Origin of the sequence: Terrisporobacter sp., assembly GCF_017888745.1 — a bacterium.
Classification (GTDB): domain Bacteria; phylum Bacillota; class Clostridia; order Peptostreptococcales; family Peptostreptococcaceae; genus Terrisporobacter.
Genome location: NZ_JAGHFM010000270.1, coordinates 1 through 2,944, shown reverse-complemented (window position 1 = coordinate 2,944; position 2,944 = coordinate 1). Strand labels below are relative to the sequence as shown.

3 protein-coding genes are annotated in these 2,944 nt (G+C 28.0%); all 3 read right to left on the bottom strand.

Going from position 1 to position 2,944, the window contains the following annotated elements:
* Positions 1-1,631: hydroxylamine reductase (gene hcp / locus J7G74_RS12290; protein WP_297135824.1), on the bottom strand; the 1,631-nt coding region annotated here is incomplete at its 3' end.
* A gap of 272 nt (positions 1,632-1,903) precedes the next feature.
* Positions 1,904-2,482, bottom strand: coding sequence for a hypothetical protein (locus J7G74_RS12285; RefSeq protein WP_297135821.1), 579 nt, complete (start codon positions 2,480-2,482; stop codon positions 1,904-1,906).
* Between the two features lie 145 nt (positions 2,483-2,627).
* A partial coding sequence (locus J7G74_RS12280) for a hypothetical protein (protein ID WP_297135818.1) occupies positions 2,628-2,944 on the bottom strand: 317 nt, incomplete at its 5' end.

Here is a 2,944-nt window from a genome sequence, read left to right as displayed (position 1 = left end):
GTACTTATAGGTCTTAAATCAAAAGTATCTACTAAGTATTGAAGTACATTTGGGCTTAAAAAAGCTGGTAAAGTAGGTCCTAAATAAATTCCCTTTATTCCTAATGATAATAAGGCTAGTAAGTCAGCTACTGCTTTTTGCTCATACCATGATAGAATTATAGATAATGGTAATCCATTAACATCTGTGCCAAATGCATCTGCAAGTGCTGTTGCTATTCTCACTGCTGAATATGCATCATTACATTGACCTACATCTAATAGTCTAGGAAGTCCTGCCACTTCACCAAAATTTAATTTATTGAATCTATATTTTCCACAAGCTAAAGTAAGTATTACACAATCATCAGGAACTTTTTTAGCAAACTCAGTATAATAATTTCTACCAGGTCTAGCTCCATCACATCCTCCTATCAAAAAGAAGTGTTTTATCTTACCATCTTTTACTGCATTAACAATAGTATCTGCATGGCTTAAAGTTGAATGATGTCCAAATCCAACTAATATTTCATGTGGTTCTTGCTCTTCATCAAATCCACCTAATTCTAAAGCTTTATTTATTATTTCGCTAAAATCTTTTTTTCCATCTTCACCTTTACCAATATACTTAACTCCATCCCATCCTACTACACTTGTAGTGAAAATTCTATCTTTATAAGTTTCTCTAGGTCTCATTAGGCAGTTTGTCGTCATAAGTATACATCCAGGTATATTATCAAACTCTTTTTGTTGATCTTGCCATGCTCCACCAAAGTTTCCTACTAAGTGAGAGTATTTTTTTAACTCTGGATATCCATGACATGGAATCATTTCACCATGTGTATATATGTTTATGCCTTTTCCTTCTGTTTGTTCAAGTAACATCTCTAAATCTTTTAAGTCATGCCCTGATACAATTATAAATGGTCCTTTTTTTCTGTGCACATTAACTTTATGAGGGGTTGGATTTTTATAAACTGTAGTATTAGCCTCATCTAATTTTTTCATGACAGCCACACTCATGTCACCAGTTCTCATAGTCCATCTGATTAATTCTTCCACACCTAAATTATCATCTGTAGTGGCCTCCAATGCTCTTACATAAAAATTATCTACTTGGTCATCATAATATCCAAGTTCTCTAGCTTGGTGTCCATAAGCACTTATTCCCTTTAGACCATATAAAATAGTTTGTCTTAATGAACGAATATCTGGATCTAAATTCTGGTCATACATTATTCCAGCTTTCTTTGCATCTTTTAACATTTCAGCTTTTGTTTCACTTAAATTATATGTAGCATGCTCTGTATCATTCTTTATACTCCCGACTTTACTTCTTAATGCTTCTTTAATTTTTTGAGATTTTCTTAACATTTCCACATGAACATCTGCATCAAAATTTACATTGGTTAAGGTAGTAAATAAACTATTTTCTATAAAACTAACTATATCCTTATCTACATTTTCACCTTTTTCAACAATTTCTTTAGCATAGCAACTTATACCCTTTATTTGATATATAAGTAAATCTTGTAATGCTGCTATTTCAGGTGTTTTACCACATACCCCCATTTTAGTACAGCCCTTTCCTCCTACCGTCTGTTCACATTGATAACAAAACATAGGATATTCCATAGCCATATTATTTTCCATAATAATACCTCCTTATTTTTTAATTATAGACATAGTATTTACAATTTCTCTTTTAAATATTGTTTTTACATAACTATTTCAAGTATTTTTATAGATATACCTGACTATAGAATAAAACCAAAATAAAAAACACATTAATAATATTATTAATGTGTTTTTATATTTACGATTAATACTTTTAATATTTTCTTTTTGTTTAAAACTTTAAGGTAGCCACCATATAGTTAAAATTTTGTGATATTAATAAATAATAATATCATATTTTAAAAAGTCTATTTTTTTTCACATATCAATTTTAAAAATACGTTCAATTCATTCTCTTTTATATATCTATCTTTATCTTCTTTAGATAATAATCCTAAATCAGAAATTTTAAGACCATTCTTACCTTTTAATCCATGAAATAGATATATCTCATCGCCCAAATTTATTTTAGTAGTTTTAGTAAAAAATTGATGTGATAATTCTTCTATATTTTCATCTATATCAATAGAAGAATAAGCTTCACCGTTCTGTCCTGAAATACATCTTATTTTATTATCTTGAATATTTATTTCTAATATAATATTATTTATCTCTTCATTAGTAGGCCCATATGCCATACCTATTATATCTTTCTCTTTTATTTTCTTATTGTTTTTATACACTTCATACACTAACTTTAATTCATAATTTTTATCATTAGGTGGATTTTTTAGGTTGTACTTATATACTCTATTACCTGTTAGTGTTAATAACTTAGCTTGTTCTTCAGATAATTCATCATATTCTATTTGAAAATCTTTTGTTTGTGTACATCCTGTAATAATTAATGTAACTAGTAATGTGATCAAAATCATTAGTTTTTTCATACTATACCCCCCACTAAAACTTTATCTGTTTTTTCTTATGTACTAAATATACTGAATATTTTGCACAACTAATATGGCGTTGTAAATCGTTATACATCATCCATGTCAAGAAATTTGCCTATACAATACAGATATCTCAATTTAATTATCCCATAGCTTCATTTAAAGGAACTTCTTTATTTGCATTTATATGATTAATCTTTAAACTACTTAAATATCCAGTATATCCTTTTATTAGCGGCGATTCTTGCTTAAATAAAGACTTACTAAGTTTTGATGTTTTATCTATTTTTTCATATTCTATAGTTTGAGTTACTTCACCATTTATTAACTCTTCTTTTTTTAGCAAAAAGTTAGTATCTTTATCAAAATAAAAATTCATATCTTTGCTCGAGTATTTTACTATAGAAGAGTCTGATATATTTTCTTTTTTAAATACTGTATTTTCATATCTTCCTAAAT

Coding starts and splice junctions, on each gene's coding strand:
- J7G74_RS12285 (WP_297135821.1), bottom strand. CDS start 2,482: ATGAAAAAACTAATGATTTTGATCACATTACTAGTTACATTAATTATT.